The sequence below is a fragment of the Streptococcus mitis genome, from assembly GCF_946190155.1.
GTDB classification, from domain to species: Bacteria; Bacillota; Bacilli; order Lactobacillales; family Streptococcaceae; genus Streptococcus; species Streptococcus mitis_CL.
The window spans coordinates 14,107-34,480 of record NZ_CAMHZL010000013.1; the positions used below are offsets into that span (position 1 = coordinate 14,107).

Annotated in this window: 18 protein-coding genes; 4 read left to right on the forward strand and 14 right to left on the reverse strand. The window is 35.9% G+C overall.

Annotated features, from left to right (window positions below; all coding sequences use genetic code 11):
* Positions 1-34: 34 nt before the first annotated feature.
* From rpsB to yfmF, 12 genes are all read right to left on the reverse strand, one after another.
* Positions 35-814 carry a 30S ribosomal protein S2 gene (rpsB, locus tag N8O80_RS08985; protein WP_000268469.1) on the reverse strand — a complete coding sequence of 260 codons (780 nt, stop codon included), beginning with the start codon at positions 812-814 and terminating at the stop codon, positions 35-37.
* A 265-nt stretch (positions 815-1,079) separates the two neighbouring features.
* Positions 1,080-2,291 carry an aminoacyltransferase gene (locus tag N8O80_RS08990; protein ID WP_064276860.1) on the reverse strand — a complete coding sequence of 404 codons (1,212 nt, stop codon included), beginning with the start codon at positions 2,289-2,291 and terminating at the stop codon, positions 1,080-1,082.
* Between the two features lie 206 nt (positions 2,292-2,497).
* Positions 2,498-3,736, reverse strand: a complete 1,239-nt coding sequence (gene pcsB, locus N8O80_RS08995; protein ID WP_261028010.1) for a peptidoglycan hydrolase PcsB — start codon at positions 3,734-3,736, stop codon at positions 2,498-2,500.
* 93 nt (positions 3,737-3,829) lie between these two features.
* On the reverse strand, positions 3,830-4,324 hold the full coding sequence (gene mreD, locus N8O80_RS09000) for a rod shape-determining protein MreD (protein WP_042751844.1): 495 nt from the start codon (positions 4,322-4,324) through the stop codon (positions 3,830-3,832).
* Positions 4,324-5,142: a rod shape-determining protein MreC gene (mreC, locus tag N8O80_RS09005; RefSeq protein WP_049487611.1), complete on the reverse strand. Its 819-nt coding sequence runs from the start codon at positions 5,140-5,142 to the stop codon at positions 4,324-4,326. Before mreC ends, mreD begins: the two co-directional genes overlap by 1 nt.
* A 58-nt stretch (positions 5,143-5,200) precedes the next feature.
* Positions 5,201-5,995, reverse strand: a complete 795-nt coding sequence (locus tag N8O80_RS09010) for an energy-coupling factor transporter transmembrane component T family protein (RefSeq protein WP_261028013.1) — start codon at positions 5,993-5,995, stop codon at positions 5,201-5,203.
* Positions 5,988-6,827, reverse strand: coding sequence for an energy-coupling factor transporter ATPase (locus N8O80_RS09015; RefSeq protein ID WP_125458327.1), 840 nt, complete (start codon positions 6,825-6,827; stop codon positions 5,988-5,990). The genes N8O80_RS09010 and N8O80_RS09015 overlap by 8 nt, the downstream gene beginning before the upstream one ends.
* On the reverse strand, positions 6,812-7,639 hold the full coding sequence (locus N8O80_RS09020; protein ID WP_004269806.1) for an energy-coupling factor ABC transporter ATP-binding protein: 828 nt from the start codon (positions 7,637-7,639) through the stop codon (positions 6,812-6,814). The genes N8O80_RS09015 and N8O80_RS09020 overlap by 16 nt, the downstream gene beginning before the upstream one ends.
* Positions 7,636-8,181: a CDP-diacylglycerol--glycerol-3-phosphate 3-phosphatidyltransferase gene (gene pgsA, locus N8O80_RS09025; protein WP_061864819.1), complete on the reverse strand. Its 546-nt coding sequence runs from the start codon at positions 8,179-8,181 to the stop codon at positions 7,636-7,638. The genes N8O80_RS09020 and pgsA overlap by 4 nt, the downstream gene beginning before the upstream one ends.
* A gap of 10 nt (positions 8,182-8,191) precedes the next feature.
* Positions 8,192-9,022, reverse strand: a complete 831-nt coding sequence (gene rodZ, locus N8O80_RS09030) for a cytoskeleton protein RodZ (protein ID WP_049487620.1) — start codon at positions 9,020-9,022, stop codon at positions 8,192-8,194.
* Between the two features lie 41 nt (positions 9,023-9,063).
* Complete coding sequence (gene yfmH / locus N8O80_RS09035) at positions 9,064-10,347, reverse strand: EF-P 5-aminopentanol modification-associated protein YfmH (protein ID WP_261028017.1); 1,284 nt, start codon at positions 10,345-10,347, stop codon at positions 9,064-9,066.
* Positions 10,344-11,594, reverse strand: coding sequence for an EF-P 5-aminopentanol modification-associated protein YfmF (gene yfmF, locus N8O80_RS09040; protein ID WP_261028018.1), 1,251 nt, complete (start codon positions 11,592-11,594; stop codon positions 10,344-10,346). Before yfmF ends, yfmH begins: the two co-directional genes overlap by 4 nt.
* A gap of 158 nt (positions 11,595-11,752) precedes the next feature.
* Here yfmF and yaaA point away from each other — a divergent pair, with 158 nt between their 5' ends.
* On the forward strand, positions 11,753-12,121 hold the full coding sequence (yaaA, locus tag N8O80_RS09045; protein WP_061864821.1) for a S4 domain-containing protein YaaA: 369 nt from the start codon (positions 11,753-11,755) through the stop codon (positions 12,119-12,121).
* A 2-nt stretch (positions 12,122-12,123) separates the two neighbouring features.
* On the forward strand, positions 12,124-13,221 hold the full coding sequence (recF, locus tag N8O80_RS09050; protein ID WP_064276835.1) for a DNA replication/repair protein RecF: 1,098 nt from the start codon (positions 12,124-12,126) through the stop codon (positions 13,219-13,221).
* 50 nt (positions 13,222-13,271) lie between these two features.
* Here the strand turns inward: recF and guaB are convergent, their stop codons facing one another.
* Both guaB and trpS read right to left on the reverse strand, forming a co-directional pair.
* On the reverse strand, positions 13,272-14,750 hold the full coding sequence (gene guaB, locus N8O80_RS09055; protein WP_261028022.1) for an IMP dehydrogenase: 1,479 nt from the start codon (positions 14,748-14,750) through the stop codon (positions 13,272-13,274).
* A 151-nt stretch (positions 14,751-14,901) separates the two neighbouring features.
* Complete coding sequence (gene trpS / locus N8O80_RS09060) at positions 14,902-15,927, reverse strand: tryptophan--tRNA ligase (protein WP_261028024.1); 1,026 nt, start codon at positions 15,925-15,927, stop codon at positions 14,902-14,904.
* Between the two features lie 205 nt (positions 15,928-16,132).
* Between trpS and N8O80_RS09065 the strand changes: the two genes are divergently transcribed.
* Positions 16,133-17,755 carry an ATP-binding cassette domain-containing protein gene (locus N8O80_RS09065; protein ID WP_261028025.1) on the forward strand — a complete coding sequence of 541 codons (1,623 nt, stop codon included), beginning with the start codon at positions 16,133-16,135 and terminating at the stop codon, positions 17,753-17,755.
* A gap of 61 nt (positions 17,756-17,816) precedes the next feature.
* Complete coding sequence (locus tag N8O80_RS09070; protein ID WP_120770763.1) at positions 17,817-20,360, forward strand: YfhO family protein; 2,544 nt, start codon at positions 17,817-17,819, stop codon at positions 20,358-20,360.
* The last annotated feature ends 14 nt before the right edge of the window (positions 20,361-20,374 follow it).

Here is a 20,374-nt window from a genome sequence, read left to right on the forward strand (position 1 = left end):
CCCCGCCCTCCTAGGTAATTACTATTTATATGAATTAAGCGTTGTCGCCTTCTACAACTTCAACGATTTCTTCAATTGAATCTGCTTGAGCTTCAGAAGCTACAAATTCTGCTTCAACTGCTACTGCATCTTCACCTTGACGTCCTTCAATGATAGCGTCAGCCAATTTAGCTGTGATCAATTTAACAGCGCGGATAGCATCATCGTTAGCTGGGATGATTACATCGATATCATCTGGATCAGTGTTTGTGTCAACCATCGCTACAACTGGGATTCCCAATTTCTTAGCTTCTTTAACAGCAATTTGCTCTTTATGTGGGTCAACTACGTACATAACATCTGGGATACGAGGCATATCTTCGATACCACCCAAGAATTTTTCAAGACGTGCACGTTGTTTGTTAAGAAGTGCAACTTCTTTCTTAGGAAGAACTTCGAAAGTTCCATCTTCTTCCATACGTTTGATTTCTTTCAAACGAGCGATACGTTTTTGGATTGTTCCCCAGTTTGTAAGAGTTCCACCCAACCAACGGTGGTTAATAAAGTATTGACCTGAACGTACTGCTTCTTCAGCAACTGCATCAGCTGCTTGTTTCTTAGTACCAACAAACAATACAACTGCATCGTTAGCTGCTGCATCACGCATGAAATCGTAAGCTTGGTCAGCGTATTTTACAGTTTGTTGCAAGTCGATAACGTGAATTCCGTTACGTTCGGTGAAGATGTACTTAGCCATCTTAGGGTTCCAGCGACGAGTTTGGTGACCAAAGTGTACACCAGCCTCAAGAAGTTGTTTCATTGAAATTACTGCCATGAGTATTTCTCCTTTTTGTTTTTTTCCTCTTCTTGACTTCAACTCGCAAAACGACCCAAGGGCAACTGTTTCACAATTCATCAAGAATGAGTATTATCGTTCACACGACAAGTTTCATTTTACCATACTTTTTTAATATTTTCAAGTCATTTTAGTAGATTTTTAAAGTAGGTAATTTCTGCTAACTTTCCAACATATACTGCTGGGATGCTCTAATAGCTAAATTTTTTTAAATTTAATATAGTGGCAAAATAATTAGTTTGTCTTATCTACTTCTAAGTTTCTTACGAATTTTATAAGCTAGATTAAACAAAAAATATAATGAACTAGTTGGATAATTAAACTCACCAGCAAATTCCTCGATAGTAGGATTAAACTTGGATTTAAAGCTAATTAACCCACCCTCTAAATTGTTTTCAATTCCACCCATATTATGAGTCTCAGCCCCTCGTTCAAAAGAATGTTGTGCTGTCTCAAACCATGTAGGAATAGCAGGTTGATAGTGTCTAAATTCTTCATTCATTCCAGCATATAAGTTCTCAGAAGTTTTCCCAAATTCGATAGTTAAAGTACCAGACAATGGGACAATACTATCCCCTCTGTCAATATGGTTCTTAAGAAAAGAAATTTCTTCCTTTAATCGTTTTCTCTCTTGCTGATTCTCTTTTATTTTACCTTCTTTCGTTTTATCTGTAAACTTCTGCTCTGTTTTTAGATTCTTTTCGAATTGTTGCTCAACTTCTTTCAGTCTATTAGGTAGATTTAAAAAGCTCAGTGTGATAAAGGAGTGATCAGGATAAGTATCCAGTAACTTCTGATAATAATCTTTGCCTCGTAAACTGATATTCTTACGAGACTCTGTTTTCTTCATTAAAAATGAAAAGTCATCTAATAAATCAAGTCCACCAAATTTTACTTCTAATCCTTTATTTCTTGCAGTTCGGATGGCCTGTCTAGTAGACTTAGAAAGTTGATCCAGTGAGAAATTTTCTTTATGAATATTAGCTTGAAAACGTGGTTGTATATTTTCTGCCATATCCTTTGTTAAGCCTGTCCAATAAACTTTATTTTTTTTCAGTTCTTCGACAATTGCTAAAGTCATAGAATTTTGGACAGTTTCTTGGTCAATAAGACCTCTACTTATAAATAAACTTGGGTCAAATTTAACCATTATTGCATGGCTTTTTTTAGCAAGTTTTTTCAACGTTAAAAGAACAAATTTTAGAAGTTCTTTATCTTCATAGTCAATTACTGGACCTCGTGGAATATAAAACATAGAAAGTCCTAATGGTAGCGGCTGAATTAAGATATTTGCTACTCCAACTAATTGATTATCTTTATAAAAGCCAACTCTCTCGTTCCCCCAAGTATCCTTTATCTTGGACCAATCACTACTCTGCAATAAATTTCCTTGAGGATGATTTTCTAAAAATAAATCCCACTCTTTAGCATCAACATTTATTTTATACCTAAACATAACTTCAACACCGACTCCCTTAGAAACCATTTTTTATTAACATGCTACACTCGTACTAAATCTCTACATTTCATTTTACTTTAATTAAATAATTATAAAAATAGAAAATAAGTTCAAGTAATTATATAATGAAATTAATTTTTCCAGCACTATACAAAGGGTGAGATTAATAAGATCTCACCCTTTGTATAGTAATAATCAGTATATTAGTTTGGATAAATGTATCTTACAGTACCTCTTGATGCTGTCGGATTAAACCATCCACGATAATTTCCGATTGGTTGAGTTCCACTTCCATCATAGTTACACTCAGAAACTTGAATACGAGTTGATGATTCAACTGCTGTAACAACTGCTACGTGACCGTATCCTCCATCATCCCAACATGCAATCGCGCCAACTTGTGGTGTAGAACCTGTACGGAAACCTGCAGCTGCTGCACTTGCAGCCCATTGACCGCCATTACCCCAGTAATCACCAGCCCATGGTGCTAAAGTTTTTACTCCCCATGTACATTGACCTACAGGATAGCTTGATGCATTTGTACTGTATGTCGGACGTTGTTTCACTGGTGCAGGAGTATAGCTTGTTGATTCCGCTGAAGCACTACTTGAAGATGATTCAGACGAACTAGATGACGAAGAAGTAGTTGATACTGCTTGAACTTCTGCTGTAAAAGTTGTATTTCCAGAAGCAACGACTTTTTGTTGTTGACTTGCTTGTTTAGCTTTATAAGCTGCTTCTGCTTCTGCTGCTGCTTTAGCTTCTGCTTCTGCTGCAGCTTTTTTCTCAAGTAAACTTGCTTTTTCATCCTCTGCAGTAGCCTTTTCAGCAGCAAGATTCAATTCTGCAGCTTTCAACTCAGCTTGTTTTGTAGTTAATGATTGAGCATCATCAGCTAGTTTTTGCTGATTTGCAATAACTGTATTAATTGCATCATTGTTTGCTACTTGTTTTTCAGAAATAGCTTTTTTATCTGCTTTTTGTTGTTCCAACATTTTGTTGTTTGCAGATACGATTTCACTCATTGCAGCAACACGTGAAATAGCTTCTGTAATTGATTTTGAGTTTACAATTGTATTAATGTAATTTGTTGCAGCTCCATTTGTTTGAGCACTACGAGCTTGTTTTTGTAATGAATCATTGCGAGATACAATATTCTTAGAAAGTTCTGTAATTTCACCCTCAAGCTTTTTAGATTCTTCTTGTAGTCTATCATTTTCAGATTGCAAGTTTGATTGCTCTGTTTGAATAGCAGATACTTGCTCCTGAACTTGATCAACTTGTTTTTGGGCTTCTTGTTGTTGTGCTGTTAAGTTGCTAATTTTATTATCTTGAGCAGCAATTTTGTCATCAGTAGTTTCTGCATGCGCAGTTGTTAAAACAGCTGCTTGAGAAACCATTACTGTACTTAGTAAAAGTGACGCTAAGATTTTTTTCTTCATATTTCGTAGATACTCCTTCTTTTAAAGACATTACTAGTATACCAAAAAAAGGCCTAATGAATATTACGCCTTTGTTACATTTTTATTTCTTTCTTATAGGTAAAATTTTTCAAAAATAAACTGAAAAGTAATCATCCATATAAGGTTCAAAATCATTGATGGTACTAAACTATAGACTATAAACAAAGACATACTATCCACAGTTAAACCTACCACTATTGCAAGTATATAAGCTCCCATCTCAAATAGAAAAGTCATGACAATAATTGCCAGCATTCTCGTCCAACGATTCAATAAAATAACACTATTAAATTTATGGAGAAATGCCCCCAACAGGACAAATAACAGAGTCGCAATCCCTATCAAGTGGAAAAAGTAAATGTCATAAACCAAACCCACTACAAAACAATAGGCTAAATAGAGATACTCTGATACTTCAATCGTCTCAAATAAGAGAAACAAAAATAGAAAATGACTAGCTAACTGCACGTGGGGAAATAATGAGCCCAAAAGCTGGCTAATATGGGCATCAATTAGAACAAAGAAAGGAAGCAATAAAAACACTCCAACCCGCTTCAGCTGTCTCATTATGAATTCCCCACTAATTCTATCACACTCACATTATGAGTATCTGCACTCAATTTAACAGTTACTTCTCGTGTCAAATAGTCCGTACTATGCGTTGTAGCAACCACTTCACCAACAGGAATATCAGCAACATTAAAGTTTCCTAATCCACCAGTGGTCACCTTATCTCCTGCACTAATATCGCCACTACTATTTAATTGACTAATTTTGAGAACTTCATTTTCCTTGTCATAGCCAACAATAATCCCATAAATTGTAGTAGAACCATGTTGAATTTTAACAGAAATCTTATCAGCATTTTCCGTATTTGTCAGAAGGTTGACCATAGTAGAGTTGTCCTCCACTTTTGAAACACTCCCAATCAAACCACCATTTGCAATGGCTAACATATTCTCAGAAGCCCCTTTTGATTTGCCTGCATCCAGGGTCAATTCCTGCTTCCAAGATACCGGAGAACGCATAATAACATCTGCTGCCAAAGTCTTTGTGGCTTGCAACTTGGACTTCATATCAAGCAATTGGCGCAGTTGTTCATTTTCGGTCTTTAAACTTTCCGCCTCATTTGATTTAACTTCTAATTGATAAATCTGTTTCTTCAAACTTTCATTTTCATTATATGTTCGTGTCAAATGAGCCAAATCTGATTTGGCAGAATCAAACCACTGAAAAGGTTTTTGTACAACTCTATCAACCAATGAGATTCCATCTCCTAATTTTGTCACAATTGTACTTGAATAAGTCGTCGCTAAGAGAGCTGACACAAGCAGAACAATGACAAAAACAATAATGACATATTTTGATTTTTTAAAACGGTTCATATCCCTACCTTTATATCAAAAACTGTTACAGTAATTTTTTATGAATTCCTGAAAGCTACTAAGATTTTAAGAAAAATAAGCAACAACCAAGTACGATAATAACAAGAATGGTCAGCGTATCCTTTCGTGTCCATTTCAGTTGTCGATATTGACTTCTGCCTTTCCCCCCCTGATAACCACGCGCTTCCATAGCAATAGCCAAGGAATCTGCACGTTTTAAACTTGTCGCAAAAAGAGGAATCAAAATGGGAATCATAGCCTTCACCTTTTGAACAATGCTTCCTTCACCAAAATCCACTCCACGCGCTTTCTGTGCATTCATAATCCGCGTCGTATCATCCATTAAGGTCGGAACAAAACGCAAACTCATAGATAGCATTAAGCCAATTTCATGAACTGGAACTTTCACACGCTTTAAAGGTGCTAATAAAGCTTCAACAGCTGATGCCAAACTTAAAGGCATGGTAGTTAAAGTTAACAAAGTTGAAAAGAAAATAATCAATACAAAGCGACAAAAAATAATTCCAGCTTGTTGCAAAGCATAATCTGTGATTCTCACAAATGAAAACTCAAATAAAACATTCCCATTAGAAATGAAAAACAGTTGAAAAATAGTTGTGAAGGCAATCAAGAAAAACATAGACTTCAAGCCCTGAATAAAAAATGAAAGAGATACTCCTGACAAGGCAATAAAAATCCCTGTCGCTATAAAAAGAATTAGATTCGTTAAGGGATTATTAGCCCAAAAAACGATCAAAATCAGTAGCATCATAGCCAGTAATTTGCTACGTGGATCCAATCGATGAACAATCGAATTCCCTGGGATATAACGCCCCAAAATCATACTATCCATTTAGCGACTCCTTGAACTCCTCTATCTTAATCGGTAATCGTTTAAATGACACGCCTCTATCAGTCAATCGTTTACAAAAGGCTGTAATTTTAGGTACTCCCAACTGAACTTCTTCCATAAAGACAACATCTTGAAAGACATCACTTGGTTTACCCCCCTTAACTAAACGTCCCTTTTCCATCACATAGACTTGATTTGCATATTCAGCAACATCATCCATCAAATGCGTTACCAAGACAATGGTCATCCCTGACTGGTGGAGTTTTTTGAACAAATTCATCAGCTCTTTTCTTCCCAAGGGATCCAGGCCTGCTGTGGGCTCATCTAAGACTAATATGGCTGGTTCCATGGCAAGTATGCCTGCAATAGCGACACGCCTCATTTGGCCACCTGACAGCTCAAACGGACTACGATTATAAAGTGATTCATCAATTCCAACCAGAGCCAGTTTCTCACGCGCAATCTGCTCCGCATCTTCTTCAGAAACTCCAAAATTTTGCGGTCCAAAAGCAACATCTTTCAAAACCGTTTCTTCAAAGATCTGATTTTCAGCAAACTGAAATACCAAGCCAACCTGTTTTCTAATTTGACGAATATCTTTGTTTTTAGAAGTCGAGGTGATTAAGGTATCAAAAACTCGTACACTTCCTTGACTTGGCACCAATAAACCATTTAAAAGTTGTAAAATAGTCGATTTGCCGCTACCTGTGTGCCCAATTAAAGCCGTATAAGAACCATCTTCAATCGTCAAGGAAACATCCGACAAAGCTGTTGAGGCTAAGGGAGTCCCTTCTTGATACGTAAAACTCACATTTTCTAGAGCAATTCCCATAGCTTATCCTCTAGCTCACTTTCTGTCAAATAATTTTCAGGCAAATCATAGCCATTCTGGCTCAAAGAATATTTTAATTGATTAGCAAAAGGATCGTCTAATCCAATTTGATCCAAATCATTTCGAGAGAAAAGCTCCCTTGGACTACTAGTTGATTCAATTGACCCTTTTTTCATGATCAACACACGATCACTCATGGCAACTTCTTCCAAATCATGTGTAATGGAAATGACCGTCATATCATAGTCTTTTCGAATTCCTTTTACTGTCTCAATTAGTTCTCTACGTCCCTCAGGATCCAACATACTCGTTGCTTCATCTAAGATTAAAATAGCTGGTCTTAGGGCTACAACACCAGCAATAGCCACACGTTGCTTTTGGCCACCTGATAGACGCGCTGGTTCTCTCTTTTTAAAGTCCAACATGCCAACCAAATCCAGAGCTTCTTCCACTCTCTTTTTCATTTCTTGACGAGAAAGTCCCTGATTTTCCAAACCAAAGGCAACATCATCTTCAACAGTCGCTCCAACAAATTGATTGTCTGGATTTTGAAAAACCATACCGATTTGACGACGTATATTCCAAACATTTTCCTCAGTCAGCCGTTGGCCATCAATTACAATCTCTCCGGATTCTGCTTCCAGTAAGCCATCAATTAAGCGAACCGTCGTTGATTTACCACTACCATTATGCCCTACAATCGAAAGCCATTCTCCACGTTTCACGTGAAACGTAATATCCTTCACATCATAGTATTCCTGACTTTCCTTATAACGAAAAGAAAGATTTTTTACATCAACTACTGATTTCATTTCGAACCAAATGTCCCTTTAAATACATAGGCACTACCCTTGAAATAATCATAGCCAGAGTAGATAGTGAAAAACAAGGCTACATAAAGTAGAATTTGACCAAGAAAAATCCAATGTAATAGCAAGAAAATAATCGCAAACATCTGGCTGAAAGTTTTAATTTTTCCAGGCATTGCTGCTGCTAAAACTGTCCCACCAGTTTCAACCAATAAAAGCCTTAAACCTGTCACAGCCAACTCACGACAGATGATCACTGCAACAATCCAAGCTGGAGCCATACCTAACTCAATCAGCATAATAAAAGCAGACATAACTAGTAACTTATCCGCCATAGGATCTGCAAATTTGCCAAAATTACTGACCACATTCCATTTACGAGCTAAATATCCATCTAAATAGTCGGTAATACTGGCAATAGCAAATATAATAGCTGCTACTATATGACTTTCTAGCGAATTTCCTATCGTTAAAATAAAGATAAAAATAGGTATAAAGAGAATTCGACCTATTGTCAAGAGATTGGGAATTTGTTCTTTTTTCATTCGTTTTTCCTTAATTTCTAGTAAAGGTTACAGTTATTTGTCCAGTTTGAGCTGTTAATTTCGATAAATCGACAGTCTGATTATCTACTGTTAAAGCAACACCTTTGACAACACCTAAAGTAATGGTCACAGGATTTTTTGTTGAAACTGTTGTTTCTGCACTTTTATTATCCGGTGATAAGGTCACACCACCCTCAAGCTCACTTTCTGAAACACTAACCCAACTTCTAGCATCTGAAACCGATAATTGCAATTTTGCGGTTTCCTTACTTGTTTTATAAGCGATTTCTACATAATTTCCTTCACCTGATACACTTATAACTGGTTCAATATTCGAAGAGCTACTTGATGAACCACTACTAGTTGAAGATGGAGTTGCAGAACTAGTCGAGCTTGTTGCTTGGACTACACTATAACTAGACGCAGATGAACGCTCCGGTTGAGTCTGAATATAATTCCAAACATAATAAGTCACAAAAATGACAATCGATAGGGCAAAGAGTATAAAATAAAATAAAGGTAAAAATGATGTCTTATTTTTCTTACTTGAACGTCTCCTACCTGTCAACTCCTCTTCATCAACATCTACTTCCTCATAAGTAATCATGCTCCCAGAATCATAAGCATCCAAGACAATTCTCTCATCAAGTTCAACTGCCCACGCATACTTTCTCAAAAAAGAACGAGTATAAAATGGACTAGGAAGTTGATCAAAATCATCAGCTTCCATTGCTTCCAACATATCCAACTGAATTTCTGTTTTTTTATGTAATTCTTCTAAAGTCAACCCTTGGTTGGTTCTAGCTAAACGTAAAACCTCACCAATTGTTTTTTTCCTCATACTTGTCATTCCTTCTTTCTAGTATCGATTATGATAGGTTTCTACGATGGGAATATTGTAAAATCAACTATGTCACCATCATCTATTAAATGATGTCCAGCATCAAGGACATCCTCTAAAGTAATTTCCTGTAAAATTTTCGGCAAATCAAAGATTGTCTCACCTTGTCCAAAAGCATCATATTGCGTTGCAATAAATTCAAGAGAGTTCATGCTACTGAAAAATTCTCCAAACATCTCTCTTTTTATAATATCTAAATGATCCTCTGTAATATCTAAATCCTTTGTAAAATTACGAATAGCCTTTTTAAACTGATGAGATAAAGCAACTGGCTCTTTTGTATCCATTGTCAACATAACAAAATGAAAGCGACTTGTTACTTCAACTTCAAGAGATAAGGACGCATCAATTTTACCTGATTCATATAACTTTTGAAAACGATCCGAAGTCCAACCAAACATCATTGCAAACAATAATTTTAATAAAATATGATGTCGATAGCAATCATCCTCAGCAACATCTTGTTTACCTCTAACACCAATCGCTAGTTTAGGAGAAGATACTTCCATTCTCATACTGTCTGTTTGCTTTACATCTTTTAAAACAAACTTTTCTCTTGCTACTTCCTGAACATCTAACTCTTCCAGTTCTTTTCTTTCAAAATAGTCCTTTACTCTTTCCACATCAAAATTACCAACTAAAAACAGAGACATGTTTACAGGTTTGTAAAACCTTGTGAAATTTTCTTGCAAATTAGTTAGATTAATTTGGGAAATGGACTCCTCACTTCCAACTATATCAGTTGCTAAAGGTGTACCAGGATACAAATTCGCTAAAGTTGAAAAGAATAAACACGAATCTGGATCATCTTGATACATTTCTCGTTCTTGCTGAATAATATCCTGCTCTCTTAAAATGGAATCTTCAGTAAAATGTGCTGATGTCACCAATTCATCAAGTAAATCTACATTCTCTAAGAGATAATCCGTTGCTGAAAAAAGATAGTTTGTTTTTGTAAAGCTTGTAAAGGCATTGCTATCCGCACCTAGACTCGTAAAAGCTGACATCAAATCGCTAGAATCTTCTCTCTCAAATAATTTATGTTCAAGAAAATGAGCAATTCCTGCAGGATATTGTTTTACATCTCCGTCAATTTCTGTGACAAGCGTATCTACCGAACCAAACTGTACAGTTACACTCCCGTAAACCTCTTTAAATTCCTTTTTAGGCAAAAGAGCAACTGTCAATCCATTTGATAAACAAGTTCGATAAACCATTTCTTTTACAGCTGGATAGTATTTTTCTTCAAAAATATCCTTTGTCATTCTATTCCTTCCATAAAGTAAATCGCCTGTAGTTTCACATTATTAGCTGCTCTACAAATAGCATCTTTGTCAACTTGCTCGAGTTTTGCAATCCAACTTTTAAAGTCTGCTGAAGATTTTCCAAGTAAGGCATTTTGATAAGCACATTCAATCAATGAACCTTGATTATCTTGAGAAAGCAACAAAGACCGACGAATCATTTCCTTGGTCTGCTCTAGCTCAAGCTCTGTAAAATATCCTTTTTTTAAATCAAGCAGTTGATTATTCATCATTTTTCGAGCCTGATTCCGATTTTCTCGATCAATGCCAGCATACATCCTCAAGAATCCACTAAACAAATCAAGCTGACTTGAAATAGTATAAGCTAATCCAGCATTTTCACGGACATTTGTAAAGAGCTTAGAATGAGCAAATCCACCAAGTAAACCATTCATTACAATCATGGGTAAATGTTGCTCATCACCATATTCAGAAGGGCAATGATAACCTAATTCCAAAATGGATTGTCCCACATTTTTCCGAACCATACCTTCCTGAAGGATATTGGAATAAGGTTGACAATACTGAACCTTCACATCTCCTTCTCGACCTTTAAAGCCAAATGATTCTAATACATTTTGAATTTCAACCTCATTAAAATCACCTAGGAAAAAGAAATCTATTCGATCATTGGCCAAAAATTCTTGGAAACAAGAATAAGAACTTTGTGGAGTTTCAGCTAAAATACGATTTCGTAAATCACTATATTCCAATTGAAGATGTTCATCATGAAAAAATAATTTATCTAATTCTTTATGTGCAAAATAAAAAGAATCATCCATATCAGCTGCTAAACTTGCTAGCAATTGTTTTTTCTCAATTTCAAATAAAGCCGAATCAAACCCATTATCAACTACTACGGGTGAAAAAAGAGTTTCTTTTACAAATTCCAAAACCTGAGAAGTTAGAACATTTTTCCTACTTAAAAACTCATCACAAACATAGGTAAATGTCAATTCTACAATGTGACTTTGTCCTCTTCTGAAACAATTGGTTGACATATCTGTACCGTATAGACTGGCCAAATGTCTTCTCAAATCTTGAGAAGTGGGGTACATCTGATTAGCAGTCTCTAGCATACTCGCACTCAACATGCGACCTGCAATCGTATCGAGGGATAATGGAGCGGTAAAACGCACGGCGATTTTGTTCGTTTTAAACTTTTTTGATTGGATAAAATGTGTTGAAATTCCATGCACTAACTCCATGATTTACCTCCTTATATACAGACTTCTATTATATCACGAAAACCTGAAATTTTCTTGTTCTCTGTAACACTTTTGAAATAAAAATCGCTTACATTACTCCTTGTTTCTCTCACTATTTTTAGGAAAATATGGTATAATACCAAAGATTGAGGTGAATTATGGAATACAAATTATTTGAAGAATTTATTACCCTCCAAGCACTACTCAAAGAACTTGGAATTACACATAGCGGAGGAGCTATTAAATCATTTCTCTCTGAACATTCTGTTTACTTTAATGGGGAATTAGAAAATCGTCGTGGTAAAAAACTTCGTATTGGTGATAAAGTTGACATCCCTGACATGAATATTGACATCTTGTTGACACAACCTACTTCTGAAGAACAGGATGAATACCAAGATGATAAAGTTGAAAAAGAACGAATCGCTAAACTTGTCAAGGAGATGAATAAGGGACTAAAAAAAGACAAATCGAAACCTGCTTCATCACCCAAAAGCAGACAAGCTCCGCGATTCCCTGGTAGATAATCATGTGGCTACAACACCTATCTCTCAAGACTTTTCGTAATTACAAAGAGACGAAAATAGACTTTAATCCTAAATTGAATGTCTTTTTAGGACGCAATGCACAAGGAAAAACAAATATGTTAGAGGCTATCTATTTTTTAGCCTTAACACGCAGTCATCGAACTCGAACAGATAAAAATCTCATTCATTTTGATGAGGAACAGCTTCATCTTTCAGGTCTTGTTCAGAAAAAAACTGGATCCATTCCTCTCGAAATCGAACTAACACAAAAAGGGCGTGTGACAAAAGTTAATCATTTAAAACAGGCACGACTTTCAGATTATGTCGGACACATGAATGTTGTCTTATTTGCTCCTGAAGATTTACAACTAATTAAAGGAGCACCTTCAATTCGACGAAAATTTATTGATATGGAGCTTGGACAAATTAAGCCAATCTATTTATCAGATTTAACCAATTATAACCACATCCTTAAACAAAGAAATACCTATCTAAAATCAGCTCAAACAATAGATGAAACCTTCCTTTCAGTACTAGATGATCAGCTAGTCGATTATGGATGTCGTGTGATGAATCACCGCTTAGATTTTATAAAAAAACTAGAATATTTTGGCCGTAAGAAACATTTTGAACTCTCTAATCAGATTGAAGAGTTGTCAATAGCCTATCAATCTTCTGTCAAGATAACTGACAAAGAAAACTTATCCGAATCTTTCAAAATCGCTTTAGAAAAAAGTAGATCCAGAGATTTATTTAAAAAGAATACTGGTGTCGGTCCTCATCGAGATGACATTTCTTTTTATATAAATGGAATGGATGCTAGTTTCGGAAGTCAAGGCCAACATCGTAGTCTCGTCCTCTCAATAAAATTAGCAGAAATCGAGTTAATGGAAAGCATTACTACAGAATCTCCAATATTACTGCTTGACGATGTTATGAGCGAACTTGACAACACTAGACAACTAAAATTATTAGAAACGATTTCTCATTCAATCCAAACCTTTATCACAACAACAAGCATAGATCATCTTCAAAATCTACCAGAAAATCTAAGTATTTTCACTATTCAAGATGGTAAAGTTATTGTAAATAAAACTTGACAACATTGTAAAAGAACTCCTGTTTTCGCAGGAGTTCTTTTCATTGTTTTTTACATAGAATAATTTGGTGCCTCATTCGTAATTTGTACATCATGAGGGTGGCTTTCTTTCAAACCAGCACCAGACATTTCAATAAATTGAGCATTATCGTGTAGTTCTTTAAGGTTAGCTGCACCACAGTAACCCATACCAGAGCGAATACCTCCAATCATTTGGAAGACAATATCAGCTGCCGCACCTTTATAAGCAACACGACCTTCAATTCCTTCTGGAACAAGTTTGTTTGCTTCATTGATAGAACCTTGGAAGTAACGATCGCTTGAACCTTTCTTCATTGCTGCGATTGATCCCATACCACGGTAAGTCTTGAATTTACGTCCTTGGAAGATTTCAGTTTCACCTGGTGCTTCGTCTGTTCCAGCAAACATTGATCCAAGCATAACAGCATTTCCACCTGCAGCAAGGGCTTTTACAATATCTCCAGAATACTTGATTCCACCGTCAGCAATGATCGTTTTACCATATTCACGCGCAACAGCTGCAGCATCATAGATAGCTGTTACTTGTGGAACACCAACACCTGCAATCACACGAGTAGTACAGATAGAACCTGGTCCAATACCAACCTTGACAACATCTACACCCGCTTCATAAAGGGCACGTGCACCCTCAGCTGTTGCAATATTTCCAGCAATCAAAGTACGATCTGGGAAGTGAGCACGAATCTCAGCAATTTTACGCAAGACACCTGCAGAATGACCATGTGCAGTATCAATAACAATCGCATCTGCCCCTGCTTCAAAAAGAGCCTCTGCACGTTCAAATGTATCTGAAGTAACACCTACTGCACCTGCAACTAGTAGACGACCAAACTCATCTTTAGCGGCATTTGGAAACTCAATAACTTTTTCAATATCTTTGATAGTAATCAAACCAGAAAGACGACCTTCTTCATCTACCAACGGAAGTTTTTCAATACGGTGTTCTTGAAGAATGCTCTCAGCTGTTGCAAGATCTGTACCCACAGGAGCAGTAATAAGATTTTCACTGGTCATATGATTTGAGATTGGTTGGTTATAGTCTGAAATAAAACGAAGATCTCGGTTTGTCAAAATACCAACCAATTTACGATTTTCAAGTGTTTCAACAACTGGAACACCACTGATGCGGTAACGACCCATAAGCTCATCTGCTTCAGCAATTGTATGTTCAGGCGTCAAGAAGAACGGATCAATAATAACTCCATTTTCAGAACGTTTTACCTTACGAACCTCGTCTGCTTGTTGAGCAATTGACATGTTTTTATGGATAACTCCGAGACCGCCTGCACGAGCAATAGCAATGGCCATTTGACTCTCTGTAACTGTGTCCATGGCAGCGGTAATAATTGGGATATTTAAAGTCAAATTATCTGCCAATTTAGTTGTTAAATCTGCATCGTTAGGCAACACATGACTTTCAGCTGGAATAAGCAATACATCATCAAAGGTAAAACCTTTTTTCAAAAATTTAGTGTCCCAATTAGACATTCGAAGTTTCCTCTTTTCTTTCTTTTTGAGCTTGACTCTTTTTATATTGTATCTATCATACCATTCTATAAAAATTTGTCAAATGTTACAGGGGTAAATAAAAAACTATCTTTTCTTCGAGATAGAAATGATAGTTTCTTGTAAAATAAACCTAGTTAAAGTAATGGAGTCCCATTGCTCCTTTAACCTCAGATAGGGTTTGACCTGCAACTTCACGCGCTCTTTCACTACCTTTTTGAAGCATATTATAAACTTCTCCCATATCCTTAGCAAATTCGATACGGCGCTCACGAATAGGACCAAGTTCACGCTCTAATATTTCAAGTAGATAACGCTTGGTCTTCACATCACCAAGACCACCTCGTTGATAATGTTCTTTCATGTCAGCAATTTCTTGAGCATCTTCTGGACGACCAAAAACATCTAGATAATGGAAAACCATATTGCCTTCAATTTTACCTGGATCTTCCACTCGAATATGATCTGGATCTGTATACATACTCATCACTTTTTTACGCAAAGTATCCGCATCATCAGCTAAATAAATACCATTATTGAGTGATTTAGACATTTTAGCATTTCCATCTAAACCAGGCAAACGCCCTGCCCTCTCATTTTCTGGATAAATACCTTCCGGCTCTACCAAGACATCACATTTATATGCGTTGTTAAAAGAACGAACAATTTCACGAGTTTGCTCAATCATTGGTTTCTGATCTGTCCCAACAGGAACATAATTAGCCTTAAAAGCAGTGATGTCAGCTGCTTGAGCTATTGGATAGACCAAGAATCCTGTCGGAATGCTTTCTCCAAATCCTTTCTGAGCAATTTCTGTCTTGACAGTTGGATTACGCTCCAAACGTGCTAATGACACCAAATTCATATAATACATAGACAACTCAGCCAACTCTGGAATCTGGCTTTGAATAAAAACAGTTGACTTACCTGGATCCAATCCAACTGCAAGGTAATCCAAAGCCACATTTCCGATAGACTCTACAATGGTTTGAGGATCTTTGGCATGATCTGTTAAGGCTTGTTGGTCAGCCAAGAACACAAACATATCATACTTATCCTCTTCCTGTAATAATACTCGATTTTTGAGACTTCCAACATAATGTCCAATATGCAATTTTCCTGTTGGACGGTCTCCTGTTAAAATAATGGGTTTAGTCATTTTATTCTCCTTCGATATAGTCCCTTCAATTATAGCACTTTTTTAATGAAATAACCGTAATTTATCAAAATAAATCAGCCTTGCTATTTACGGATTTGTGTAAAGTATTCTGTAAATGTAATTTACACAAAATTGACAGATAAAAATTTGAATATTTCCGTATTTTCTAGTAGAATAAATATATTACACATATAGGAGAAAAACATTGCTTACAGTATCTGATGTTTCACTACGTTTTAGTGATCGCAAACTTTTTGATGATGTCAATATCAAATTTACAGAAGGAAATACTTATGGATTAATCGGTGCTAATGGTGCCGGAAAATCAACCTTTTTAAAAATTTTAGCTGGAGATATCGAACCTACTACTGGTCACATCTCTCTTGGTCCAGATGAACGTCTCTCTGTTCTTCGTCAAAATCACTTTGACTATGAAGACGAACGTGCCATTGATGTCGTTATCATGGGAAATGAAAAACTTTATAGTATCATGAAGGAGAAAGATGCTATCTACATGAAAGAAGATTTCTCAGATGAGGATGGAGTGCGTGCTGCCGAACTCGAAGGAGAGTTTGCTGAGCTTGGGGGCTGGGAAGCAGAAAGTGAAGCCTCTCAACTACTTCAAAACCTAAACATTCCAGAAGAATTGCACTATCAAAACATGAGCGAATTGGCCAACGGTGAAAAAGTAAAAGTTCTCCTAGCCAAAGCACTTTTCGGTAAACCTGATGTTCTTCTGTTGGATGAGCCTACCAATGGTTTAGATATCCAATCAATTACATGGCTAGAAGACTTCTTGATTGATTTTGATAACACCGTTATTGTTGTATCCCATGACCGTCACTTCTTAAACAAAGTATGTACTCACATGGCCGACCTTGACTTCGGAAAAATCAAACTCTATGTCGGAAACTACGACTTCTGGAAGGAATCTTCTGAGCTTGCTGCTAAATTGCTAGCAGACCGTAATGCTAAAGCAGAAGAAAAAATTAAGCAATTGCAAGAATTCGTTGCTCGTTTCTCTGCTAATGCTTCTAAATCAAGACAAGCAACATCACGTAAGAAAATGCTTGATAAGATTGAACTTGAAGAAATTGTACCATCTAGTCGTAAATATCCATTTATCAACTTTAAAGCGGAACGTGAGATTGGTAATGATCTCTTGACAGTAGAAAATCTAACTGTAAAGATTGATGGTGAGACTATTTTAGATAATATCAGCTTTATCTTACGTCCAGGTGATAAGACAGCGCTTATTGGGCAAAATGACATCCAAACGACTGCATTAATTCGTGCAATCATGGGAGACATTGACTATGAAGGAACTGTCAAGTGGGGAGTTACTACTAGCCGTTCTTACTTGCCAAAAGATAACTCGGCAGATTTTGCAGGAGGAGAGTCAATCCTTGACTGGTTGCGTCAATTCGCAAGTAAAGAAGAAGATGACAATACTTTCCTACGTGGCTTCCTCGGCCGTATGCTCTTCTCTGGAGATGAGGTTAACAAACCTGTAAACGTCTTGTCAGGGGGAGAAAAAGTCCGTGTCATGCTTTCAAAACTCATGCTCTTAAAATCAAATGTCCTTGTACTTGATGATCCAACCAATCACTTGGACTTGGAATCTATCTCAAGCTTGAATGATGGATTGAAAAACTTTAAAGAATCAATCATCTTTGCCAGCCATGACCACGAGTTTATTCAAACTCTAGCTAACCATATCATTGTCTTGTCTAAAAATGGCGTCATTGACCGTATCGATGAAACCTATGATGAATTCCTAGAAAATGCAGAAGTACAAGCAAAAGTTAAAGAACTTTGGAAATACTAAATAAAACTTCAAAACTCAGTTGGGTTAACCAGCTGAGTTTTCTAACATTTTATGAGGTAACATGAAATTATTTTTTAAAACATATTGGACCTATTTTATTTCTTTCATCATTCCCATAATCATTATGATAGGAGTATATCTATCTCAAGGTATCTACTGGAATAGTGATACATCTCCACTATTGGGAGATGGCTTTCATCAATACGTTATTTTTGATGTAGCTCTAAGAAATATCCTACACGGAAATGGTAGTTTGTTCTACACCTTTACAAGTGGCCTCGGATTGAATTTCTATGCCCTATCTAGTTATTACTTGGGGAGTTTCCTTTCACCTCTAGTTTACTTTTTTAATCTGTCGAATATGCCAGATGCTGTCTATCTGACAACTCTCTTAAAATTTGGATTGATTGGACTGTCAACTTACTTTAGTTTAAACAAATTATTTCAATCGATTCCTAAGCCTTTAAAACTAGCTTTATCTACTTCCTATGCTCTGATGAGTTTCACAGCTAGTCAATTAGAGATAAAAACCTGGCTAGATGTTTTTATCTTGATTCCTTTAATTATAACTGGTTTACAGTTACTTGTCACTGAAAAGAAATTCCTATTGTACTTTACAAGTCTGTCAATCTTATTTATACAAAACTATTATTTTGGCTATATGACAGTATTGTTTCTTATTTTCTGGTATCTCTGTCAAATTTCTTGGGACTTTAAAACTCGAAAATCATCTTTTCTTGATTTCATAATCACCTCCGTTTTAGCTGGTATGGCTAGTTTGATTCTGACTCTTCCTACTCTATTTGATTTACAGACACATGGAGAAAAATTAACTGAAGTTACAAAGTTTCAAACTGAAAGTAGCTGGTATCTTGATCTCTTTGCTAAGCAATTCATTGGTTCCTTTGACACAACAAAGTATGGGGCCATCCCAATGATTTTTGTTGGACTACTTCCCTTTATTTTGACCATTTTATTTTTTACGCTGAAATCCATTAAGTTTCACGTGAAACTTATCTATGCAATCTTCTTTGCATTTCTAATTGCTAGCTTTTATATAGAAGCTCTTAATTTATTTTGGCAAGGCATGCATACTCCAAACATGTTTTTACATCGCTATGCTTGGATTTTCTCTACCTTGTTAATTTACACAGCAGCAGAAGTCTTAAATCGTCTGAAAGAAATTAAAATCTGGAATTTTTTAGTTTCACTTTTTCTTCTAGTAACAGGATTTTTAGCTACCATCTATCTAAAATCGCATTATTCTTTTTTAACAGATTTGAATATTCTACTGACTCTTGAATTTTTAATTGTCTATTCTCTTTTACTCCTTGCAGTTATCAAAAAGTTTATCTCTGTAAATCTATTTGCCATTCTAATTTCTTTATTTATAATGGTTGAAATAAGTTTAAATGCTTCATCTCAAATAGACGGAATTGCTAAAGAATGGGGTTTTGCTTCTCGAAGTTCATATAATCGAGATATCCCAGCTATGGAATCTTTCTCAACATATATTGGAAATCAATTTACTCGTACTGAAAAACTAGAGACTCAGACAGGAAATGACAGTATGAAATTCAACTACAATGGAATCTCTCAATTTTCATCTGTTCGAAATCGTTCAGCAAGCTCTACTTTGGATAAACTTGGGTTTAAATCCTCTGGGACTAATCTCAATCTCCGCTATGCCAATAATAGTATTTTGGTTGATAGTTTATTTGGTATCCAGTACAATATCTCAGACAGTCCTATTGATAAATATGGTTTTAAAGATATCTATCAAAAAGATAATCTTACCCTGTATGAAAATCAATACTCTCTTCCGATTGCATTTGCTAGTCAATCTATTTACAATGATGTCAAGTTCAATGAACATACTTTAGATAATCAAGCCTCGTTTTTAAATCAACTTGCTAATGTCGATTTTGATTATTTTTCTCCAATCCCTTATGAAAAAACTGAAAATACTAATGATTTGATTAGTGTTATCAGTTCTTCAAATGAGGATGCATCAATCCAGTATCAAATTCAAGTTCCAGAAAACAGCCAAGTTTATCTTTCTTTCACAAACCTTCACTTTTCTAATGACAAACAAAAGAAGGTTGACATCCTTGTAAATGGAGAAAAGAAAACTTTTACAACTGATAATGTCTTCTCCTTCTTTAATCTAGGCTATACAAAAGAGAAAAAAACTTTCAATATCAATGTTAGTTTCCCTGGAAATTCACAAGTATCATTTGAATCTCCTACCTTCTATCGTTTAGATACCCAAACTTTAACTGAGGCAATTCAAAAAATTAAAGAACAGCCCGTAACAGTATCAACTTCTAAAAACAAGGTTTTTGCTACATATGATGTCCAACAAGATACATCTATTTTTTTCACCATTCCTTATGACAAAGGTTGGTCTGCCTACCAAGATGGTAAGAAAATAGAAATTAAACAAGCTCAAACTGGATTTATGAAAGTTGATGTTCCCAAGGGGAAAGGAACTATTACACTTTCCTTCATTCCCAATGGTTTTATTACTGGAGCAATATGTTCCTTTATTTCTCTCTTACTATTTGGAATCTATAATCACAGACGAAAGTCATCTAAGGCATAAAAAAATCGACCAGT